The sequence below is a fragment of the Pseudomonas sp. NUPR-001 genome (assembly GCF_052147955.1).
Lineage (GTDB): Bacteria > Pseudomonadota > Gammaproteobacteria > Pseudomonadales > Pseudomonadaceae > Aquipseudomonas.
In genome coordinates this window covers 1,047,313-1,067,008 of sequence record NZ_CP197353.1, presented here as the reverse complement: position 1 = coordinate 1,067,008, position 19,696 = coordinate 1,047,313, and the positions used below count along the sequence as shown (strand labels likewise).

20 protein-coding genes and 1 other RNA gene are annotated in these 19,696 nt (G+C 60.1%); 8 read left to right on the top strand and 13 right to left on the bottom strand.

The features are described 5' to 3' along the window. Positions 1-232: 232 nt before the first annotated feature. Both rnpB and rsmI read right to left on the bottom strand, forming a co-directional pair. Positions 233-592: RNase P RNA component class A (rnpB, locus tag ACP6KB_RS05000), an RNA gene on the bottom strand. A 67-nt stretch (positions 593-659) separates the two neighbouring features. Further along, positions 660-1,535, bottom strand: coding sequence for a 16S rRNA (cytidine(1402)-2'-O)-methyltransferase (gene rsmI / locus ACP6KB_RS04995; protein ID WP_442112320.1), 876 nt, complete (start codon positions 1,533-1,535; stop codon positions 660-662). Between the two features lie 185 nt (positions 1,536-1,720). Between rsmI and ACP6KB_RS04990 the strand changes: the two genes are divergently transcribed. The 5 genes from ACP6KB_RS04990 to ACP6KB_RS04970 all read left to right on the top strand — a co-directional run bounded on the left by ACP6KB_RS04990 (position 1,721) and on the right by ACP6KB_RS04970 (position 5,515). Next, a complete protein-coding gene (locus ACP6KB_RS04990; RefSeq protein WP_442112319.1) occupies positions 1,721-3,541 on the top strand; it encodes a penicillin-binding protein activator in 1,821 nt (606 codons plus the stop codon). Beyond that, on the top strand, positions 3,541-3,912 hold the full coding sequence (locus tag ACP6KB_RS04985) for a YraN family protein (protein ID WP_442112318.1): 372 nt from the start codon (positions 3,541-3,543) through the stop codon (positions 3,910-3,912). The genes ACP6KB_RS04990 and ACP6KB_RS04985 overlap by 1 nt, the downstream gene beginning before the upstream one ends. Positions 3,913-4,047: 135 nt before the next feature. Next, a complete protein-coding gene (locus tag ACP6KB_RS04980; RefSeq protein WP_026001179.1) occupies positions 4,048-4,641 on the top strand; it encodes a phosphoheptose isomerase in 594 nt (197 codons plus the stop codon). Continuing rightward, positions 4,638-5,216, top strand: coding sequence for a BON domain-containing protein (locus ACP6KB_RS04975; protein WP_442112317.1), 579 nt, complete (start codon positions 4,638-4,640; stop codon positions 5,214-5,216). Before ACP6KB_RS04980 ends, ACP6KB_RS04975 begins: the two co-directional genes overlap by 4 nt. An 80-nt stretch (positions 5,217-5,296) precedes the next feature. Then, positions 5,297-5,515, top strand: coding sequence for a YgdI/YgdR family lipoprotein (locus ACP6KB_RS04970; protein WP_442112316.1), 219 nt, complete (start codon positions 5,297-5,299; stop codon positions 5,513-5,515). Between the two features lie 157 nt (positions 5,516-5,672). On the opposite strand, the gene ACP6KB_RS04965 is transcribed toward ACP6KB_RS04970, so the two are convergent. From ACP6KB_RS04965 to rplM, 7 genes are all read right to left on the bottom strand, one after another. Beyond that, positions 5,673-6,104 (bottom strand): ClpXP protease specificity-enhancing factor, encoded by a 432-nt coding sequence (locus tag ACP6KB_RS04965; RefSeq protein ID WP_442112315.1) that lies wholly within the window; start codon positions 6,102-6,104, stop codon positions 5,673-5,675. A gap of 17 nt (positions 6,105-6,121) precedes the next feature. Further along, entirely contained in the window at positions 6,122-6,739 is a 618-nt protein-coding gene (locus ACP6KB_RS04960; protein WP_442112314.1) for a glutathione S-transferase N-terminal domain-containing protein, read from the bottom strand. Between the two features lie 117 nt (positions 6,740-6,856). Then, positions 6,857-7,639 carry a cytochrome c1 gene (locus tag ACP6KB_RS04955; RefSeq protein WP_442112313.1) on the bottom strand — a complete coding sequence of 261 codons (783 nt, stop codon included), beginning with the start codon at positions 7,637-7,639 and terminating at the stop codon, positions 6,857-6,859. Beyond that, entirely contained in the window at positions 7,639-8,850 is a 1,212-nt protein-coding gene (locus tag ACP6KB_RS04950) for a cytochrome b (protein ID WP_133209523.1), read from the bottom strand. Before ACP6KB_RS04950 ends, ACP6KB_RS04955 begins: the two co-directional genes overlap by 1 nt. Next, positions 8,850-9,443 carry a ubiquinol-cytochrome c reductase iron-sulfur subunit gene (petA, locus tag ACP6KB_RS04945; protein WP_133209521.1) on the bottom strand — a complete coding sequence of 198 codons (594 nt, stop codon included), beginning with the start codon at positions 9,441-9,443 and terminating at the stop codon, positions 8,850-8,852. The genes ACP6KB_RS04950 and petA overlap by 1 nt, the downstream gene beginning before the upstream one ends. Positions 9,444-9,706: 263 nt before the next feature. Continuing rightward, on the bottom strand, positions 9,707-10,099 hold the full coding sequence (gene rpsI / locus ACP6KB_RS04940; RefSeq protein ID WP_036996798.1) for a 30S ribosomal protein S9: 393 nt from the start codon (positions 10,097-10,099) through the stop codon (positions 9,707-9,709). A 14-nt stretch (positions 10,100-10,113) separates the two neighbouring features. Further along, positions 10,114-10,542 carry a 50S ribosomal protein L13 gene (gene rplM, locus ACP6KB_RS04935; RefSeq protein ID WP_038607182.1) on the bottom strand — a complete coding sequence of 143 codons (429 nt, stop codon included), beginning with the start codon at positions 10,540-10,542 and terminating at the stop codon, positions 10,114-10,116. Positions 10,543-10,790: 248 nt separating this feature from the next. On the opposite strand from rplM, the gene ACP6KB_RS04930 reads away from it, so the two are divergent. After that, positions 10,791-11,831: an NADP(H)-dependent aldo-keto reductase gene (locus tag ACP6KB_RS04930; RefSeq protein WP_442112312.1), complete on the top strand. Its 1,041-nt coding sequence runs from the start codon at positions 10,791-10,793 to the stop codon at positions 11,829-11,831. A gap of 181 nt (positions 11,832-12,012) precedes the next feature. Next, positions 12,013-13,008: a GlxA family transcriptional regulator gene (locus ACP6KB_RS04925; protein WP_442114256.1), complete on the top strand. Its 996-nt coding sequence runs from the start codon at positions 12,013-12,015 to the stop codon at positions 13,006-13,008. 60 nt (positions 13,009-13,068) lie between these two features. Here the strand turns inward: ACP6KB_RS04925 and zapE are convergent, their stop codons facing one another. The 3 genes from zapE to ACP6KB_RS04910 form a co-directional block, all read right to left on the bottom strand. Then, on the bottom strand, positions 13,069-14,163 hold the full coding sequence (gene zapE / locus ACP6KB_RS04920; RefSeq protein ID WP_442112311.1) for a cell division protein ZapE: 1,095 nt from the start codon (positions 14,161-14,163) through the stop codon (positions 13,069-13,071). Positions 14,164-14,245: 82 nt separating this feature from the next. Continuing rightward, positions 14,246-15,595, bottom strand: coding sequence for a tryptophan--tRNA ligase (locus ACP6KB_RS04915; RefSeq protein ID WP_442112310.1), 1,350 nt, complete (start codon positions 15,593-15,595; stop codon positions 14,246-14,248). Positions 15,596-15,619: 24 nt separating this feature from the next. After that, positions 15,620-16,255, bottom strand: coding sequence for an alpha/beta hydrolase (locus tag ACP6KB_RS04910; protein WP_442112309.1), 636 nt, complete (start codon positions 16,253-16,255; stop codon positions 15,620-15,622). A 138-nt stretch (positions 16,256-16,393) separates the two neighbouring features. On the opposite strand from ACP6KB_RS04910, the gene ACP6KB_RS04905 reads away from it, so the two are divergent. Then, positions 16,394-16,831, top strand: a complete 438-nt coding sequence (locus ACP6KB_RS04905; protein ID WP_442112308.1) for a YhcB family protein — start codon at positions 16,394-16,396, stop codon at positions 16,829-16,831. A gap of 130 nt (positions 16,832-16,961) precedes the next feature. Here the strand turns inward: ACP6KB_RS04905 and mdeB are convergent, their stop codons facing one another. Then, on the bottom strand, positions 16,962-19,637 hold the full coding sequence (gene mdeB / locus ACP6KB_RS04900; RefSeq protein WP_442112307.1) for an alpha-ketoglutarate dehydrogenase: 2,676 nt from the start codon (positions 19,635-19,637) through the stop codon (positions 16,962-16,964). Positions 19,638-19,696 lie beyond the last annotated feature (59 nt).

The window sequence follows — 19,696 nt, the reverse complement described above, 5'->3', positions numbered from 1 at the left end:
TATAGGAATCCGCCTACCACACCGTCAAGGCACGCCTATAAGGAAATCCCTTACAGAACGGAGATTTAGCGCATTGTAGGAAGATGGAAGGACAACCTTGGGAGATTTCTTACAAAAAAAATCAAACTCATTCAGACAAATAGAGCCCGAAGTTAAAGTGATTTATTAAGAGTAAGATTTTTTCGATATTACGAAGGCGCATCTGCTATCGATTCAAGCAGGAGAGGGAAAAGCGGAGAGTCGATCTGTAAGCCGGGTTCTGTCGAGGACAGTCATTCCTCTACGACGGCCATCACTGGACGCCTTTAGCAACCTACCCGGTTCCAACGCGGGCCGCGCCATATGGAACCCTATTTGGTCTTGCTCCGAGTGGGGTTTACCTAGCCACGAACTGTTGCCAGTCGTGCGGTGCGCTCTTACCGCACCTTTTCACCCTTACCGGCACCGAAGTGCTTAGGCGGTTATTTTCTGTGGCACTTTCCGTAGGCTCACGCCCCCCAGGTGTTACCTGGCACTCTGCCCTATGGAGCCCGGACTTTCCTCCCCCCTCTTTTGCGGAACAAAAGAAGGCAGCGACTGTCCGATCGACTCTCCGCCGCAAAGGTTAACGGTACGGAGGCCCAAGAACAAGCGATAAAACCAATAGTAGTACAAAGCCACTATTTGTCTTTCTGTTTTTCCAAGGCCACCTGATACAGCACATTCTTGCGCACGCCGGTGATTTCCGCCGCCAAAGCCGCCGCGCGCTTGAGCGGCATCTCGGCCAACAGCAGATCAAGCACGCGCATCGCTTCGCTGCTGACCGCCTGCTCATCTTCCGGTGCAGTCCAACCAGCGACCAACACCACGCACTCACCACGCTGCTGGTTGCTGTCTGCTTCAACGAACGCGCGCAATTCTGCCAACGGCAAGCCCTTGAGGGTTTCGAAGGTTTTCGTCAGCTCGCGCGCCAGCAATGCCGGGCGCTCGGGGCCGAACACTGTCTCCATGTCCTGCAGGCATTCAAGAATCCGGTGCGGCGCCTCGTAGAAAATCAAGGTACGCGGATCTTCCCTTACTTGCTCCAGACGCGCCCGGCGGCCGACCGCCTTGGCAGGCAGGAAGCCTTCGAAGATGAAACGATCCGATGGCAGCCCCGCCGCCGACAGTGCCGCGATCAAGGCGCAGGCCCCTGGCACGGGCACCACGGCAATGCCGGCAGCCCGCGCCTGGCGCACCAGGTGGTAGCCCGGGTCAGAAATCAGGGGGGTGCCGGCATCGGAGATCAGCGCCACGTTGTCACCCGCCAGCAAACGCGTGAGAAAGCGGCTGCCCTCATCCCGCTCGTTGTGCTCGTGGCAGGCCGCCAGCGGCGTATTGATCCCGAAATGTTGCAGCAAACGCACGGAGTGACGGGTGTCTTCAGCGGCGATCAGCGCCACATCACTGAGCACTTTCAGTGCCCGCGCACTCATGTCATCCAGGTTGCCGATCGGCGTGGCCACCACGTAAAGCGTGCCGGCAGTGGAATGGGAAGCCCCTGGAACATCAGTCACAGCACACACCTGTCATTTGAACAAAGCGCCATTGTAGCCCGACTGACGGCAACAATGCGTAACCTGGACCGCCTGCAGACTGCTTTGCACCACCTATATTGAAGGATTAACACCAGCAACATCGCGCCCCGGCCAGTGCTTGGGTACAATTGCCCGTTAATTTGATCGAGTAACAGGACCTTTACATGATCGCTTGCCTGCGGCTGTTCACAGCCCTTTGCCTCGCCGCCTTGCTGGCAGCCTGCGCCAGCTCGCCCTCGTCGAGCCTCGGCGAACTGCCGCGCACCCCGGACGCCAGCATCGAGCAACTGCTTGAACAGGCCAACACCAGCAAGACCCCGGAAGACGCCGCGTTGCTGCGCCTGAGCGCCGCCGACCTGGCGTATCAGCAAAAGGACAATGTGCGCTCAGCGCGAATCCTCGAGCAGGTACCGGTCGATCAGCTCAAGCCGGCCCAACAGATCTTCGCCAGCACGCTGAGCGCTGAACTGGCCATGAGCCGCAATCAACCCAAAGCCGCCCTGACCGCCCTGAGCCATCCAAGCCTGGCGCGCCTGGGTGAGCTGCCCGAAGATCAGCAACGACGCACCCGCAGCGTCCTGGCCAACGTACAAGAGGCCAATGGCCAGACCCTGGCCGCCGCCCAGACCCGCGTAGACCTGGCACCGCTGCTGACCGGCAACGCCGCCAGCGCCAACCAGGACGCCATCTGGAACCTGGTCGCCGCCCTGCCTGCCGAACAACTGCAAAGCGCCAGCGCCGGCAGCGAGCCACTGGCCGGCTGGGCCAGCCTGGCCCTGGCGGTAAAAAGCGCCGGCACCCTGGAGCAGCAGCAAGCCGCCATTGATACCTGGCGCAGCCAACACCCTGAGCATCCTGCTGCACTGCAATTGCCGTTGCCGCTGGTCAAGCTCAAGGAAATGGCCAGCCAACCGCTGACCAAGATTGCCCTGCTGCTGCCACAGGAAGGCCAACTGGCCGGTGTTGCCCGCGCCCTGCGCGATGGCTTCATGGCCGCGCACTTCCAGGCCCAGCAAGCCGGACAGAAACCACCGGCCATCGAAGTATTCGACAGCTCACGCCTGACGTCCCTGGATGACTTCTACCGCCAGGCCCAGGCCGCTGGCGCCCAGCTGGTCGTCGGCCCGCTGGAAAAACCACTGGTCAAGCAGCTTGCCGCTCGCCCGCAACTGCCCATCACCACCCTGGCCCTGAACTACAGCGACGCTGGCCAGAAAGGCCCGGCGCAACTGTTCCAGTTCGGTCTCGCCGCCGAAGACGAAGCCCGCGAAGTGTCGCGCCGCGCCCACGCCGATGGCATGGTCCGCGCCGTTGCCCTGGTTCCGCGTGGCGAATGGGGCGATCGCGTGCTCAAGGCCTTCCGCCAGGATTGGGAAGCCCGCGGCGGCACCCTGCTCGCCGCTGAACATATCGACCAGCCCGTAGCACTGGCCCAGCAGATCGCCGACCTGTTCCAGCTGCGCCAAAGCGAAGGCCGCGCCAAGAGCCTGCAAGACGCCGTAGGCGGCAGCGTCTCGGCCCAGCCATCGCGCCGCCAGGACATCGACTTCATCTTCCTCGCCGCCACACCGCAGCAAGGCCAGCAGATCAAGCCGACCCTGAACTTCCAGTACGCGGGTGACGTTCCGGTCTACGCCACCTCGCACCTGTACAGCGCCAGCGGTGACGTCAACCAGTACAACGACATGAACGGCATTCGCTTCTGCGAAACCCCGTGGCTGCTTGACACCACCAACAACCTGCGCCAGCAGGTCGTCAGCCAGTGGCCACAAGCCGCTGGCAGCCTCGGCCGCCTGTATGCCATGGGTATCGATGCCTACAGCCTGGCGCCACGCCTGGGGCAGCTCAAGGCTCTGCCAGACAACCGCATCGAAGGCTTCTCCGGCAGCCTGAGCATGAACCCTAACCAGCGTATCGAGCGCCAGCTGCCTTGGGCAGAGTTCTCTGGCGGGCAAATCAAGCGTCTGCCTGATACCCCGCGCTGATGCCCGACAGTTCGCGCCAGCACGCCGGCCAGGCCGCCGAACGGCACGCCCTTGAGTACCTTCAAGGGCAAGGCCTGAACCTGCTGGCGCAGAACTGGCGATGCAAAGGTGGTGAGCTTGATCTGGTCATGCTCGACAGCGATACAGTAGTATTCGTCGAAGTTCGCTATCGGTTGCATGCGAACTTTGGCGGTGCGCTCGGCAGTATCGACGGGCGCAAGCAGAACAGACTGGTGCTCGCCGCCGAATCTTTTCTGCACAAGGAAACACGCTGGGCCACCCACCCCTGCCGTTTCGATGTAATCGCCGTGCAAGGCAGAGGCCACTCGGGCCAAGCGCTCCAATGGCTGAAAAACGCTTTTGAATGCTGAGCCCGCCCAGACCCTGCACGTTTACCCCTATAACCTTTTTTGCTCTTTGCTTCGCGGGCTGCACAGTCATGTGCCGGGACCTTTTCTGTACACTCCCGACACGCCCGGCCAGCCGCCCTACTTAAGGTCTCACTGATGGACATGCAATCCCGAATTCGCCAGCTTTTTCAGGCCAGCATCAACACCAAGCAACAGGCGATGGAAGTCCTTGCACCCCACATCGAGCAAGCCAGTCAGGTCATGGTCAATGCGCTGCTCAACGAGGGCAAAATGCTTGCCTGCGGCAACGGCGGCTCGGCCGGCGACGCCCAGCACTTCTCCTCCGAACTGCTCAACCGCTTTGAGCGCGAGCGCCCAAGCTTGCCAGCCATCGCCCTGACCACCGACAGTTCGACCATTACCTCGATTGCCAACGACTACAGCTACAACGAAATTTTTTCCAAGCAGATCCGCGCCCTGGGCCAGCCCGGTGACGTGCTACTGGCAATTTCGACCAGCGGTAACTCGGCAAACATCATTCAAGCGATCCAGGCCGCACATGATCGCGAAATGATTGTCGTAGCTTTGACCGGACGCGACGGCGGCGGCATGGCTTCGCTGCTGCTGCCAGAAGACGTCGAGATTCGCGTACCGGCCAACGTCACCGCACGTATCCAGGAAGTCCACCTGCTGGCGATCCACTGCCTTTGCGATCTGATCGACAGCCAATTGTTCGGGAGTGAAGAATGACCCCTAAGCACATCGGCCTGATGGCCCTGACCCTGTGCCTGAGCCTGACCGGCTGCAGCTCGGTCCTTACCGCCACCCGCGACACGCCGATTGAAGATGACCGGGGCACCCGCACCTTCGGCAGCAAAATCGATGACTCGCTGATCGAAACCAAGGTTTCGGTCAACGTTGCCAAGGCCAGCCCTGACCTGGACAAGAACTCGCACATCGTTGTCAGCAGCTTCAATGGCATCGTCCTGCTCGCCGGACAAACCCCACGCGCCGACCTGAAAAGCCTGGCCGAACAAGCCGCAGGCCAGGTTCAGCGAGTGAAGAAGGTGCACAACGAGCTGCAGGTACTGCCGCCCTCCTCGATCCTGGCGCGCAACAACGACGCCTGGCTGACCACCAAGATCAAGACCCAGATGCTCACCGATGCCAACATCCCCGGCTCGCGGATCAAGGTGATCACCGAGAACGGCATCGTCTACATGCTCGGCCTGCTGACCCAACAGGAAGCGGCCCGCGCCACCAGCCTGGTGCAGGGCGTGTCGGGCGTACAGAAGATCGTCAAGCTGTTCGAGTACATTGATTAATCCACCCTTCGCGGGGCAAGCCCACTCCCACCTGTAGGAGCGGGCTTGCCCCGCGATCATTCATAGCCAAGGAAGTACCCATGAAAAACGGCCTGTTGTCGACCCTTCTGATCGGCGCTTTCGCCACCCTGGCCGGCTGCTCCACCCCCAGCCTGATTACCCTCAACGACGGCCGCGAGTTCCAGGCAATCGACGCACCTCACTACGAGCGCAGCTCCGGCTTCTACGAGTTCGAACAACTCGATGGCAAAGTAACCCGCGTCAACAAAGACCAGGTTCGCACCATCACCGACCTGTAATCAGGCCGGACAAAAAAAAGGCGATCCAGATGGATCGCCTTTTTTTATCCTGTGGGAGCGGGCTTGCCCCCGATTATGGTGCGACGGTCAGACCGCAATCGCGGGGCAAGTCGGGTCGCCGCACCGCCGCTCCCACCGGTGGTGCAAGACAGTTGGGTTACTTCACAACCTTCAGGCTAGGACGCCCGCTTGGACGCGGCGGCTGCCCACCCGCTGGCGGACCATCATCGTCCGGCTCAACGCCCTCGTCTTCTTCGTACTCATCGTCTTCCAGCAGCGGCGGCTCAAGCTCAAAGACCATGCCCTGACCGTTTTCCCGGGCATAAATACCAAGAATCGCTCCGGCTGGCACAAACAGGGTATGAGCAACGCCACCAAAGCGACCCTCAAAGCTCACCGCGTCGTTATCCATGTGCAGATGACGCACTGCACTGGGCGAGATATTCAGGACAATCTGACCATCACTGGCAAAGCCCTGAGGCACCTGTACCGCCGGGTACTCGGCATTGACCAGTATGTGGGGGGTGCAGTCGTTATCGACGATCCACTCATAGAGTGCACGTACCAAATAGGGGCGACTGGAGTTCATCGACAGCTCCTTAAAACCTAGCGCATTTCACGTTCAGCAGCGGACAGGCTTGCCTGGAAAGCTTCGCGGGCAAACTGTCGCTCCATGTAATCGAGCAACGGCTTGGCCGGCCGCGGCAGTTCAATTCCCAACACCGGCAGACGCCAGAGTATGGGCAGTAGACAACAATCGACCAGACTTTGCTCCTCACTGAGGAAACAAGGCTTGTCAGCAAACAGCGGTGACACCCCGGTCAGGCTTTCGCGCAGCTCTTTGCGCGCCTGAGCACGGGCGGCGTCCTTGGTCCGCGGGTCGAGAATCAGATCAACCAGCGCACACCAGTCGCGCTGGATACGGTGCATCAGCAAGCGACTGTTGGCCCGTGCCACCGGATAGACCGGCAACAATGGCGGGTGCGGATAACGCTCGTCGAGGTATTCCATCACCACCGTCGACTCATACAACGCCAGATCGCGATCGACCAGGGTCGGTACGCCACCATAGGGGTTCACTTCGACCAGTTTGGGCGGCAGACGACCAGGATCGACATTGATGATCTCGCAGCTGACACCCTTCTCGGCGAGAACGATGCGCACCCGATGAGAATAATGGTCAGCGGGGTCGGAGTAGCAGGCTAACCGGTTGGTCACGCCCATAGTGGTCCTCCTCGCAGATGAAATTATAGAAGCTACAAATGCAAACGCGCCCTGCGGGCACCTCCGATATCCGGAGGCACCCCAGGGCGCGTTCAACTACCAGAAACTACTGCGTGATCAGTGCACGTCCTTCCAGTATTCGCGCTTGAGCAAGTAGGCGAATATGAAGAAGAAGGCCAGGTACAGCAGCACGTAGGTGCCGATGCGCTGACTTTCCAGTTTGACCGGGTTGGCCGAGTAGGCCAGGAAGGTCACCAGGTTCTTGACCTTCTCGTCGAACTGCTCTTCGGTCAGGGTACCGGATTTCGGCTCCACGGTCAGCTGGTCGCACGCTTCATGGGTCAACGGCGAACCGGTCAGCGGGTCGAATTGCTTCTTGCCATCGACAACCGTCTGAATCTGCTTGCACCCGATAACCTGGTTACCTTGCAGGCCAACCAGCACGTTAGGCATACCGACGTTCGGGAAAACCTTGTTGTTCACCCCGTACGGACGCGACTTGTCTTCATAGAAGCTGCGCAGGTAGGTGTACAGCCAGTCGGTACCACGAACACGCGCAACCAGGGTCAGGTCTGGCGGTGCCGCACCGAACCAGGTTTTGGCGTCTTGCGGCTGCATGCCGATCTTCATGTGGTCGCCAATTTTGGCGCCGGTGAATACCAGCTTCTCGAGCATCAGCTCGTGAGGAATACCCAGGTCATCGGCAACCCGCTCGTAACGCTGGAACTTGGCGCTGTGGCAGCCCATGCAATAGTTGGCGAAGGTGCGCGCCCCATCTTGCATGGCAGCCTTGTCGGCGAGGTCGATATCGACCTTGTCGAGGACCGGACCGTGCTCGGAGGCGGCAAAGCTCAGTGTTGGCATCAATGCCAGGATCATTACTGCAAATAGCTTTTTCATCAGCCAGTCACCCTTTCCGGAACCGGTTTGGTCTTCTCAAGCCTGGTGTAGAACGGCATCAGAATGAAGTAGGCGAAATACAGGAAGGTGCATACCTGCGACAGCAATGTACGGCCCGGGGTTGGCGCCAGTACGCCCAGCACACCCAGGATCACGAACGAAATGCAGAACACCAGCAGCCAGATCTTGCTCATCCAGCCTTTGTAGCGCATCGACTTGACCGGACTGCGGTCGAGCCACGGCAGGACGAACAGCACGGCAATCGCAGCGCCCATGGCGATGACACCCAGGAGCTTGTCGGGAACGGCCCGCAGGATCGCGTAGAACGGCGTGAAGTACCAGACCGGTGCAATGTGCTCAGGAGTCTTGAAGGCGTTAGCCTGCTCGAAGTTCGGTTTTTCCAGGAAGTAACCACCCATTTCCGGGAAGAAGAACACCACTGCGCAGAACACGAAGAGGAACACGACGACGCCGACGATGTCCTTAACGGTGTAGTACGGGTGGAAGGCAATGCCATCGAGCGGCACACCGTTTTCGTCTTTAAGCTTCTTGATGTCGACGCCATCAGGGTTGTTCGAACCCACTTCGTGCAGCGCCAGGATGTGCAGCACCACCAGACCGAGAATCACGATCGGCAGGGCCACAACGTGCAGGGCGAAGAAGCGGTTCAGGGTGATGCCGGAAATCAGGTAGTCACCACGGATCCACTGGGTCAGGTCATCGCCGATTACCGGAATCGCACCGAACAGCGAGATGATCACCTGGGCACCCCAGTAGGACATCTGGCCCCACGGCAGCAGGTAACCCATGAAGGCTTCCGCCATCAGCGCCAGGTAGATCAGCATGCCGAACACCCAGACCAGTTCGCGAGGCTTCTGGTACGAGCCGTACAGCAGGCCGCGGAACATGTGCAGGTAAACGACAATGAAGAACGCCGAGGCGCCGGTGGAGTGCAGGTAGCGCAGAATCCAGCCGTATTCGACGTCACGCATGATGTATTCGACCGAGGCGAATGCCTCTTCGGCCGACGGCGTGAAGCTCATGGTCAGCCAGACGCCGGTGACGATCTGGTTAACCAGCACCAGCAGTGCCAGGGAGCCGAAAAAGTAGAAGAAGTTGAAGTTCTTCGGTGCGTAATACTTGCTGAGGTGGTCTTCCCACATCTTGGTCGCGGGGAAGCGGGCGTCAACCCAATCCATGAACTTACTCATCACGCGTTCTCCTGATCGACGCCAACGACAATGATGTCGTCCGACTCATAAGAGTGCGGCGGCACTGGCAGATTGAGCGGCGCCGGCTGGGCCTTGTAGACGCGACCCGCCAGGTCGTAGTGGGAGCCGTGGCATGGGCAGAAGTAACCGCCGACCCACTTGGGACCCAGGTCGACCGGGGCGACTTCAGGACGGAAGGTTGGCGAGCAGCCCAGGTGGGTGCACAAACCGACCAGTACCAGGATTTCCGGCTTGATCGCACGGTTTTCCGGGTTGACGTACGTCGGTTGAACCGATGCCTTGGATTCAGGGTCGGAGAGGTCACCGGTGATCTTCTTGAGGTTGCCAAGAATCTCTTCGGTGCGACGGACGATGAAGACCGGCTGGCCACGCCATTCAGCAATCATCTGCTGACCTGGCTCCACCTTGGCAATATTGACCTTCACCGGTGCACCTGCGGCTTTCGCCTTGGCACTGGGGAACCATGACCCCACGAACGGGACCGCAGCCCCCACCGCTCCTGCAGCACCCACCACGGATGTGGCTGCTACGAGGAAGCGACGCCGGCCTGCATTGACGCCGTCATTGCTCATTCAGTCCTCTCCCATCAGCTTTATGGCCTGTTACAACAGGCATCTACTAAGTAATTTCTGAACTGCTAAAAATTTGCCGCATGGTAATGAAAAGACCCTTCTCTGACAAGGTGATTAGCCCGCGACCAAGCCGCAATCCCTTGTAGCTCTTGACTTGCGTCTATGCGGCAAGTTGTCACAGTAAAGACCAACATACTTATTCAAGACATAAAAAAAGCCCGGTTCCACCAGGAACCGGGCTTTTTTTGAACGCCGAAGCGAAATTAACGCTTGGAGTACTGAGGACGCTTACGCGCTTTACGCAGACCCACTTTCTTACGCTCAACTTCACGAGCGTCACGGGTAACGTAACCAGCACGACGCAGAGCGCCACGCAGAGTCTCGTCGTAGTCCATCAGTGCACGGGTGATACCGTGACGGATTGCACCGGCCTGGCCGCTGACACCACCACCGATAACGGTGACGTAGATGTCGAACTTTTCGGTGGTCTCGGTCAGTTCCAGCGGCTGGCGAACTACCATGCGCGCGGTTTCACGACCGAAGAACACGTCCAGAGAACGGTTGTTGATGGAGATGTTACCGGTACCTGGACGCAGGAAAACGCGAGCGGTTGCGGTCTTGCGACGGCCAGTGCCGTAATTTTGAGTCGCCGACATAATGAACTATTCCGTTAAATCTTCAGTTCTTGGGGCTGCTGAGCAGTATGAGGGTGAGTAGCGCCCGCATAGACTTTCAGCTTACGGTACATGTCGCGACCCAGTGGGTTCTTAGGCAGCATGCCTTTAACCGCGGTCTCGATCACGCGCTCAGGGGCCTTGGCGATCAACTTCTCGAAGTTGATTTCCTTGATACCGCCCGGGAAGCCGGAGTGGGAGTAGTACATCTTGTCCGAAGTTTTGGCACCAGTCACACGGATCTGCTCGGCGTTGATGACGACGATGTAGTCGCCGGTGTCAACGTGAGGAGTGTACTCTGGCTTGTGCTTGCCACGCAGACGGCTAGCGATTTCGGTAGCCAGACGACCCAGGGTCTGACCAGCGGCGTCAACTACGAACCAGTCGCGCTTTACTGTTTCCGGTTTAGCAGTAAAAGTTTTCATTCTTTATAGCCTCAGGGGCCGCCCAGCGAAAATAAGACGGCAGATCTTACTGGATAGTGCGTACCTTGACAATACAAGGACACAGCCGCACACGGACGCTATCGGGGGCTCGGGTCAGCGCGTCCAATATTCGGCAGGGTTCTTCTATGTGGGGGGCATCACTCCCACACACGGAGAGGGGCCGAATTATCCAGATTGCGAAAAAAAATTCAACCTGCTTTTATGCTTCTTTTGCCAGGGAGACGCCGATGGACTACCGCCAGCTGGGCCGTACCGACCTCAATGTCAGCGCACTGTGCCTGGGCACCATGACCTGGGGCGAGCAGAATGAAGAGGCTGAGGCCTTCAGCCAGATCGCCCGCGCCAAAGCCGCAGGCATCAATTTTATCGACACCGCCGAGATGTACCCGGTGCCGCCCCGCCCGGAAACCTATGCCGCGACCGAGCGCATCATCGGCAACTGGTTCAAACGCAGCGGTGATCGTGCCGACTGGATCCTGGCCAGCAAGGTAGCCGGCCCTGGCAATGGCATCAACCACATCCGCGATGGCCAGCTCAAGCACAACCGCCAGCACATCGTTGCCGCCCTCGACGCCAGCCTCAAACGCCTGCAGACCGACTGGATCGACCTCTACCAACTGCACTGGCCTGAGCGCAGCACCAACTTCTTCGGCAAGCTCGGCTACCAGCACCTGCCAAACGACCACTTCACCCCGCTGGAAGAAACCCTGGAAGTACTCGACGAACAGGTGAAAGCGGGCAAGATCCGCCATATCGGCCTGTCCAACGAAACCCCGTGGGGCACCATGAAGTTCCTGCAACTGGCCGAGAGCCGTGGCTGGAGCCGCGCAGTCTCGATCCAGAACCCATACAACCTGCTCAACCGCAGTTTCGAAGTGGGCCTGGCGGAAATCGCTATCCGCGAACAATGCGGGCTGCTGGCCTACTCACCCCTGGCGTTCGGCATGCTCTCGGGCAAATACGAGAACGGCGCGCGGCCAGCGAAGGGCCGCCTAACCTTGTTCAGCCGCTTCTCGCGCTACTCCAACCCGCAGACCGTCGCGGCCTGCAGCCGCTACGTGCAACTGGCGCGCGAGCACGGCCTGGACCCGGCGCAAATGGCCCTGGCTTTTGTCACCCGGCAGCCCTTCGTGACCAGCAACATCATCGGCGCGACCAGCCTGGAGCAACTGGACAGCAACCTGGCGAGCTTCAGCCTCAAGCTGTCTGACGAGCTGCTGGCGGGCATCGAGGCCATTCATCAGGATCAGCCCAACCCCGCGCCTTAACAATCGGTGGGAGCGGGCTTGCCCCGCGATCTGGGCGTGTCAGTCACATTGCCTCGCGGGGCAAGCCCGCTCCCACCGCTGAGTGAGTTGCCGCCAACAACCCAGGGTAGACACAACAGCCAAAAAATAAGACGATCCAGCCGGTGATTGACCACTCTCCCCTATAAGAACAACGAAAATGATGTTTACCCAACCCTCTGCGTCCTTGCGGCGCGTCAGCATACTGGCCATCGATAACGTCTTTGCCTTCACAGTGACGCAGGCCAAGGACTTCTTCCACCTCGCCAGCCTGCGCTATGCCAAGCAGCTGGGCGTGGGGTTAAAGCCGATATTCGAGACTCGCCTGGTCAGCCCCGACGGGCAGCCTGTGCGCAGTTTCAGCGACGTCGTGCTGCCGGTGGACAGCGGCCTGGAAGACGCCGATGTGATCATCCTGCCGGCCTTCTGGGACGATTTCGACGCGCTCTGCCAGCGCTACCCTCAAGTACTGCCCTGGCTGCGCGAACAACACGCGCGCGGCGCGGTGCTCTGTGGCGAGGCCAGTGGCGTGTTCTGGCTGGCCGAATCGGGCTTGCTCGACGGCAAGGAAGCAACGACCTACTGGCGCTTCTTCAACCAGTTCAGCGAACGCTTCCCCAAGGTCATCCTGAACCAGGACAAGCACCTGACCGACGCCAATAACCTCTACTGCGCCGGCGGTACCACCTCAGCCTGCGACCTGTACATTTACCTGATCGAACGTTTCTGCGGCGCCAATGTGGCCCAGGCGGTTGCCCGTGACATCCTCTACGAAGTCCAGCGCAACTACACCCCGGGACGCATGGGCTTTGGCGGCCAGAAACTGCACCAGGACCTGATCATCCTGCAAATCCAGCAGTGGCTCGAAGAACACTTTGCCGACAAGTTCCGCTTCGAAGACGTCGCCCGCAATCACGGCATGAGCATCCGCAACTTCATGCGTCGCTTCCAGACCGCGACGGGCGACAAACCCCTGCACTATCTGCAGCGGCTGCGGATCGAAACGGCCAAGGGCTTGTTGTCAGGCACGCGCAAGAGCATCAAGACCATCAGCTATGAAGTGGGCTATGACGATGCCAGCTTCTTTGCGCGGCTGTTCAGGCAGCACACCGAGCTGTCGCCGAATCAGTATCGGCAGCAGTTCATGCAGGAGGCTTGAGGAATTTATCGCGGGGCAAGCCCGCTCCCACCGGTGGGAGCGGGCTTGCCCCGCGATGAATCAGGGCTTGTGCGCCCGCGCGAGGAATTCGTGGGACTGCATTTCCAGCAAGCGGCTGAGGGTACGCTGGAATTCGAAGGTCAGGCGACCGCCGGTGTACAGGTCTTTGAGTTCAACTTCAGCCGAGATGATCAGCTTGACGTTACGGTCATAGAATTCGTCGACCATGTTGATGAAACGCCGCGCGATGTCATCAGTGGCCACACCCATCTGCTCAACGTCGCTGAGCAACACTGCATGGAAGATCTTGCCCAACTCGATGTAGTCGTTCTGGCTGCGCGGGCCATCGCACAGTTCGCGGAAATCGAACCAGGCGACATCATCACAGGTACGCAGGGCACGGATTTCACGGTTCTCGACGATCAGCACGTCGTTTTCGACCGCCTGGGTGCACTCCGGAGTCAGGGCGCGGAAGCTTTTGCGCAGGCTTTCGTGTGCGGCCTCGTCCAGCGGGAAGTGGAACAACTCGGCTTGTTCCAGATGGCGCAGGCGGTAGTCAACGCCGCTGTCGACGTTAACGATATCAGTGTTCTGTTTGATCAGGGCGATCGCTGGCAGGAAGCGGGCGCGCTGCAAACCGTCTTTGTACAAACCATCAGGCACGATGTTCGAGGTCGCCACCAGGGTTACGCCGTTCTTGAACAGCTCTTCCATCAGGGTGCCAAGGATCATCGCGTCGGTGATGTCGGAAACGAAGAATTCGTCGAAGCAGATCACCCGTGCTTCATCGGAAAAACGCTTGGCGATGACCGTCAGGGGGTTCTTTTCACCCTTGAGGGTCTTCATTTCGTCGTGCACCCGCTTCATGAAGCGGTGGAAGTGCGTGCGCATTTTCTGCTTGAACGGCAGCGCTTCGAAGAAAGTATCGACCAGGTAGGTCTTGCCGCGGCCTACCCCACCCCAGAAGTACAAGCCCTTGACCGGCGCCTGATCCTTCTTGCCGAACAACTTGCCGAATACCCCGGGCTTGTTGTTCTGCGCCGCGATCAGATCGTCGTACAGGCGCTGCAGATGACGCACCGCTGTTTCCTGCGCCGCGTCATGGAAGAATTCGGGACGTTTCAGATCTGCTTGATATCGTTCTAGGGGCGTCATAATTCGTTAGCAAGGTAACAAAAGCGGGCCGTCACTGTAGCGACGGCCCCGGATAATGGCAATCAGACTTGCGTCTGGCCGTTTAGTCCTGCTGTGGTTGCAAGGCTGCGCGCAGGCTGTCGATGGCGTTGTCACGTGCCGCTTCATCGGCCAGCTGCGGCCCCTCGGCAACACATTCACCTTCCAGCCACAGGCTGAAACCCAGGCCTTCGGTACGTACGTCCAGCTCACCGCCCTGCTGCAACTGCTTGCTCACCGCACCGGCAGTCTTGCCATCGGCAAAGTTGCGCGACAGCAGCAACTGTTCGCCATCGGCCGCCAGCAGACGGAAACGGAAGCTGCCGTCGTCTTCGCGGAAGCTGACAAAACGCGCGGCCTTGGCAGCCTTCTTCTTGACCTGGGCAGCACCCTGATCGATGGCACGGAACGAACGCAGGCCGACCGCTTCACGCAGTTGCTCAAGGAACGGCGTGGCCACTTTGCGAGCTTTTGCAGCGCCCGCCAGCAAGATGTCTTCCAGATCGCCCGGACGGCTGATCAGTTGGTGGTAGCGCTCGCGCGGCTCGCTCAGTTGACCGTCGAGCAGTTGGAACAGGCGCTGCTTGGCCTCGCCCCAACCCAGGCCCTGCAGCAGTTCGCTACGGAACTCCTCGGCTTGTGCCGTAGTGGCAAAGGCCTGGAACAGGGTGAACAGGTGCGAATTGTCCGGGTCTTTGGCTTCACCAGGGGCACGCGAGTCGGTGACGATGCGCGAGATCGCGTCTTTCATGTCCTTGGCGCTGGTGAACAACGGGATAGTGTTGTCATAGCTCTTGGACATTTTGCGGCCATCAAGGCCCGGCAGGGTCGCCACGCTTTCTTCGATCAACGCTTCCGGCATGGCAAAGAATTCCTTGCCCTGGCCGAACAGATGGTTGAAGCGCTGGCCGATGTCACGGGCCATTTCCACGTGCTGGATCTGGTCGCGACCGACCGGCACCTTGTTGGCGTTGAACATCAGGATGTCGGCAGCCATCAGCACCGGATAGCTGTACAGGCCCATGCTGACGCCGGCATCCGGGTCTTCGCCGTTCTCCAGGTTCTTGTCCACCGAGGCCTTGTAGGCATGCGCACGGTTGAGCAGGCCCTTGGCGGCGACGCAGGTCAGCAACCAGGTCAGTTCAGGAATTTCCGGGATGTCGGACTGGCGATAAAAGGTTACCCGTTCCGGGTCCAGGCCACCGGCCAGCCAGGTCGCGGCGATTTCCAGACGCGAGCGCTGGATGCGCTGCGGGTCATCGCATTTGATCAGGGCGTGGTAGTCGGCCAGGAAGTAGAACGAGTCGACGCCTGGCTCACGGCTGGCGAGGATCGCCGGGCGAATGGCACCGGCGTAGTTGCCCAGGTGAGGCGTGCCCGTGGTGGTGATACCGGTAAGGATGCGCGTAGTCATGGGTAATCGCTTATCAGACTTCAATCAATTCGAAAGGCGTGGCAGCACCAGCGCTTTGAGGTCGGTGAGCTTGCCGTGGAAAAAGTGTCCGCATTCTGCCACTTTCAGCAGCTCATGGGGGCGTGTGAGTGCGTCAGACCAGGCGTAGACGAGCTGTGGATCGATCACTTCGTCGGTTTCCGGCTGGATAACGCTCAGGGCGCAGTTCAATGGCAGGGCATCGTGATCCTGCAAACGCATCACCGCCGGCGCCACCATGAACAGCTGCTTGAGCGGCTGGCCCGCAGCCTCCAGGCGCCCGCCCAAGCTTCCCGCAACAAAGCCACCGAAGGAAAAGCCCATCAGGGTCAGCGGCAAATCCGGATATTTAGCGAGCAGCCAGGCCGCCACTGCCTGGGCATCGTCTACCTCGCCGCTGCCCATGTCATGGCTGCCAGCACTGGCGCCAACGCCACGGTAGTTGAATCGCAAGGTAATGTAACCGGCATCACGAGCGGTGCGCTGCAGCATCGACACCACTTTATTGGTCATGGTCCCCCCCTGCACCGGGTTGGGGTGGCACAGCAGCACCAGGCCACGCGGCTCGGCAACATCGAGGTACAAGGCTTCCAATTGGCCGACCGGGCCATCGATCATTACTGGGGTTTCGCGGATAAGCAAAGGTAAACTCCGTGACCTCGGAAAGGGTCGACTCGTCTAGCTGAATGATTCTGTCTGAGATATTTGCGATCGTTCGCGGTATACAGCGCAGGTCCGAGCCGTTAACGTAAAGCAAAGCCGTTTATAGAGGAAGGACTCGTGGAACTCTCGCTCTTAGTTTGGTTGTTGCCGACCCTGGCCCTCGTCGTGGGCGTTGTCGTTGGTTTCCTGGTCGCCCGCTTGCTGCCCAATGCCGCGCCGAGCAGCACTCAGCGTCAGCTGGATGATATCCAGGAACGCTTCGACAGCTACCAGAACGAGGTGGTTACTCACTTCAACAGTACGGCTGCGCTGGTCAAGAAGCTGACCCAAAGTTACCAGGAAGTTCAGGACCACCTGGCCGATGGCGCCAACCGCCTGGCCCTGGACGAACTGACCCGCCAGCGCCTGCTGGCCTCGCTGCACTCGGAAGCCACCCAGGCTCCGCGTGACCGCCTGACCCCACCCAAGGATGCCGAAGTACCGCGTGACTACGCGCCGAAAGCGCCGAACGCACCGGGCATGCTGGATGAGCACTACGGGCTCAAGCGTAACTGACAAAAAGCCCCGCCAATCGGCGGGGCTTTTTATTGCAAGGCTGTCTTAAACTTTGTGGGAGCGGGCTTGCCCCGCGATTGCGGTTTGCCAGCCAAATCGCTTCGCGGGGCAAGCCCGCTCCTACCTGCGGTTAGCTGTACCAAGGGGCAGTCGTTGCGCTGTGACCATAACGCGCCAACGCCTGATCCAGCACCCAACGCTCCATTGCCCCTTGCTGCACCAGGCTGTGCAAACTGGCCAACACAATACTGAAGCGATCAACCTCGAAGAAGCGTCGCAGCTGCTGACGGGTGTCACTGCGGCCAAACCCATCAGTGCCCAAGGTGACATAGGGCGCCCGCACATACTCGGCAATCAACTGTGGCCAGGCACGCACATAGTCGCTGGCGGCGATCACCGGATCACTGCCGCCCAGACAGCGCTGCACATGACTGATTGCCCCGGTATCCGGACCCAGGCGATCAGCGCGCTGGATATCCCGCGCCTCACGTGCCAGTTCGCTGAAGCTGGTGACGCTGAACACTTCACTGTCGATCTGCCATTCGCTCGCCAACAGTTCACTGGCAGCAATGACTTCACGCAAAATCGCGCCAGAACCCAACAAACGCACGCGCCCTCTGGCAGCTGCAACGCGTTGTTCAACGTAACGGTACATGCCGCGCAAAACCTCTTGATGCACCTGCGCAGGCAGGGAGGGTTGTGGATAGTTTTCGTTCATTACCGCCACGTAATGAAACTCGTCGCACTGCTCGCTGAGCATGCGCCTTGCCGCGTGTTCCAGAATCACCGCTAGCTCGCCCGCGAAGCACGGATCCCAGGCCCGGCAGTTGGGCACCATTGCGGCCATCACCAGGCTCGAGCCGTCCTGATGCTGCAGCCCTTCTCCACCGAGGGTAGTACGGCCTGCCGTTGCGCCCAGCAGCAAGCCGCGGGCACGTTGGTCTGCGGCAGCCCAGATCAGGTCGCCAACGCGCTGGAAGCCGAACATCGAGTAGTAGATGTACACCGGCAACATCGGCTCGCCGTGCACCGCATAGGAGGTGGCCGCAGCCACCCACGACGAAATAGCCCCGGCTTCGGTAATACCCTCCTCCAGCAACTGACCGTCACGGGCTTCCTTGTAGGACAGCAGAGAACCGGCATCCTCGGGCTCATAGCACTGCCCCTGCGGCGAATAGATGCCGATCTGCCGGAACAGGCTGGCCATGCCGAAGGTGCGTGCCTCATCGGCTACGATTGGCACCACGCGCGGCCCCAGCTCCGGAGCCTTGAGCCAGGCGCTAAGCATGCGCACCGCGGCCATGGTGGTCGACATCTCCTTGCCGTCAGCCTGCAAGGCAAAGCCCCCCATCACCTCCAGCGCCGGTACCGGCACCGGGCGTACCTCGCTGCGCCTGGCGGGCAACGGGCCGCCGAGCGCCGCGCGCCGTTCACGCAAGTACCGCAGTTCGGCGCTGTCTTCGGCCGGGCGATAGAACTGCAACTGTTCCACCTGAGCATCACTGAGCGGCAGGTGGAAGCGGTCACGGAAGGCCAGCAAGGCCTCGACATCCAGCTTCTTGGCCTGGTGCGCGGTCATCCGCGACTCACCCGCAGCGCTCATGCCGTAACCTTTCTTGGTCTTGGCCAGAATCACGCTGGGGCGACCCTTGCAGGCCTTGGCCGCGGCAAACGCGGCGTACAGCTTGCGAAAGTCGTGGCCACCACGCTTGAGCGCGTTGATCTCGGCGGAGCTCATGTGCTCAACCAGCTTCTGCAGCGCCGGGTGCTGATTGAAAAAATGCTCAAGGTTGTAGGCACCATCCTTGGCGCCGAGGTTCTGGAACTGGCCATCCGGGGTCGCCGCCAACTGACGTAGCAGCACATGCTCATGATCCCGGGCGAACAGTGCGTCCCACTCCGAACCCCAGAGCACCTTGATCACGTTCCAGCCTGCGCCGCTGAACAGGGCTTCGAGCTCCTGAATGATCTGGCCGTTACCCCGTACCGGGCCGTCCAGACGCTGCAGGTTGCAGTTGACCACAAAGGTGAGGTTATCCAGTTGCTCCCGTGCTGCCAGGGTCAGGCCGGCAATCGACTCAGGCTCATCCATCTCGCCATCGCCAAACACACCCCAGACATGGCGCCCGTCGGTGTCCAGCAACTGGCGGTGCTTCAGATAGCGCATGAACCGCGCCTGATAGATCGCATTGAGCGGGCCAATGCCCATGGAGCCGGTCGGAAACTGCCAGAAGTCGGGCATCAGCCAAGGGTGTGGATAAGAGCACAGGCCATTACCCGCGACTTCCTGGCGGTAACTGGCCAGTTGCGCTTCACTCAGGCGCCCCTCAAGGAATGCCCGGGCATAAATGCCAGGTGCCGAATGCGGCTGGAAAAACACCAGATCGGCATTGCGCTGCCCGGCAGCGGACTCACCGCGAAAAAAGTGCTGGAAACCGACTTCGAAAATTTCCGCAGCCGAGGCGTAACTGGCGATATGCCCACCCAGGTCACCATAGGCATGATTGGCGCGTACCACCATGGCCAGGGCGTTCCAGCGCAACAGGCTGGTGATCCGTTCTTCAAGCTCCAGGTCCCCCGGATAGGCGCCCTGCTGCTCCACCGCAATGGTATTGCGGTACGCCGAGTAGGCCGGCGCGCCACGCTCCAGGCCCAGTTCACGGGCATGCGCTTGGAGCTGTTCGAGGAGGAATCGCGCGCGTTCAGGGCCACAGTGCTGCAGGGTCGAATCGAGCGCATCCAGCCACTCAGCCGTTTCGCCCGGGTCGCTGTCGGCCTGTGGATCATCACCCAGGCCACGCGGCATACCATCACCTGACACAAGGCTCATCATTGCCACCATTGCATTGGACCTCATCCGTGACG

Coding starts and splice junctions, on each gene's coding strand:
- ACP6KB_RS04990 (WP_442112319.1), top strand. CDS start 1,721: ATGATCGCTTGCCTGCGGCTGTTCACAGCCCTTTGCCTCGCCGCCTTG.
- ACP6KB_RS04985 (WP_442112318.1), top strand. CDS start 3,541: ATGCCCGACAGTTCGCGCCAGCACGCCGGCCAGGCCGCCGAACGGCAC.
- ACP6KB_RS04980 (WP_026001179.1), top strand. CDS start 4,048: ATGGACATGCAATCCCGAATTCGCCAGCTTTTTCAGGCCAGCATCAAC.
- ACP6KB_RS04975 (WP_442112317.1), top strand. CDS start 4,638: ATGACCCCTAAGCACATCGGCCTGATGGCCCTGACCCTGTGCCTGAGC.
- ACP6KB_RS04970 (WP_442112316.1), top strand. CDS start 5,297: ATGAAAAACGGCCTGTTGTCGACCCTTCTGATCGGCGCTTTCGCCACC.
- ACP6KB_RS04965 (WP_442112315.1), bottom strand. CDS start 6,104: ATGAACTCCAGTCGCCCCTATTTGGTACGTGCACTCTATGAGTGGATC.
- ACP6KB_RS04960 (WP_442112314.1), bottom strand. CDS start 6,739: ATGGGCGTGACCAACCGGTTAGCCTGCTACTCCGACCCCGCTGACCAT.
- ACP6KB_RS04955 (WP_442112313.1), bottom strand. CDS start 7,639: ATGAAAAAGCTATTTGCAGTAATGATCCTGGCATTGATGCCAACACTG.
- ACP6KB_RS04950 (WP_133209523.1), bottom strand. CDS start 8,850: ATGAGTAAGTTCATGGATTGGGTTGACGCCCGCTTCCCCGCGACCAAG.
- petA (WP_133209521.1), bottom strand. CDS start 9,443: ATGAGCAATGACGGCGTCAATGCAGGCCGGCGTCGCTTCCTCGTAGCA.
- rpsI (WP_036996798.1), bottom strand. CDS start 10,099: ATGTCGGCGACTCAAAATTACGGCACTGGCCGTCGCAAGACCGCAACC.
- rplM (WP_038607182.1), bottom strand. CDS start 10,542: ATGAAAACTTTTACTGCTAAACCGGAAACAGTAAAGCGCGACTGGTTC.
- ACP6KB_RS04930 (WP_442112312.1), top strand. CDS start 10,791: ATGGACTACCGCCAGCTGGGCCGTACCGACCTCAATGTCAGCGCACTG.
- ACP6KB_RS04925 (WP_442114256.1), top strand. CDS start 12,013: ATGTTTACCCAACCCTCTGCGTCCTTGCGGCGCGTCAGCATACTGGCC.
- zapE (WP_442112311.1), bottom strand. CDS start 14,163: ATGACGCCCCTAGAACGATATCAAGCAGATCTGAAACGTCCCGAATTC.
- ACP6KB_RS04915 (WP_442112310.1), bottom strand. CDS start 15,595: ATGACTACGCGCATCCTTACCGGTATCACCACCACGGGCACGCCTCAC.
- mdeB (WP_442112307.1), bottom strand. CDS start 19,637: ATGCCGCGTGGCCTGGGTGATGATCCACAGGCCGACAGCGACCCGGGC.